Below are 504 nucleotides of genomic sequence, written 5' to 3'. Positions count from 1 at the left end.
CATGAGAACCCGGACATGGCTAATCGGGTAAGCCTGGGCATTCCTATGTTGCGATAGGGCGAGGCCATGTTGATAGGAATTGTGGGCGCTACGGCGTCGGGCAAATCTGGCTTGGCGCTGGACCTTGCTCGCGAGCTGGGAAGCACTGAGATCGTGTCGATGGATGCGTTTTCTCTGTATAAAGGCATGGATATTGGCACAGCGAAGCCTTCAACTGTGGAGCGGGCCGAGATCCCGCATCACCAGATCGATGTGCTAGACATTCACCAGGAAGCCTCGGTTGCGCAATATCAGGTCTGCGCGCGTGAGGACGTGCACGCGATCGAACAGCGAGGCAACCGCGCAATCGCAGTGGGTGGTTCCGCACTCTACATCCACGCCCTTTTTGACAAGATGGAGTTTCCAGGAACGGATCCGGTGGTGCGCGCGCGAGTGGAGGAGAGCCTGGAGGCGCACGGGCAGGCGGCGCTATACCGCATGCTACGTGAACTTGACCCGAAGGCA

The 504-nt window shown here is 58.7% G+C and carries 1 protein-coding gene; it reads left to right on the top strand.

What is annotated here, in order from left to right:
• Nucleotides 1-66: 66 nt before the first annotated feature.
• Nucleotides 67-504, top strand: a 438-nt coding sequence (locus tag HMPREF1627_RS00360) for a tRNA (adenosine(37)-N6)-dimethylallyltransferase (RefSeq protein WP_034499958.1), incomplete at its 3' end; no start/stop codon positions are given.

It is taken from the genome of Actinomyces sp. S6-Spd3, from assembly GCF_000758755.1.
Taxonomy (GTDB): domain Bacteria; phylum Actinomycetota; class Actinomycetes; order Actinomycetales; family Actinomycetaceae; genus Pauljensenia.
Note: the sequence above shows the minus strand (reverse complement) of the source record. Positions and strands in the feature narration are given on the sequence as shown.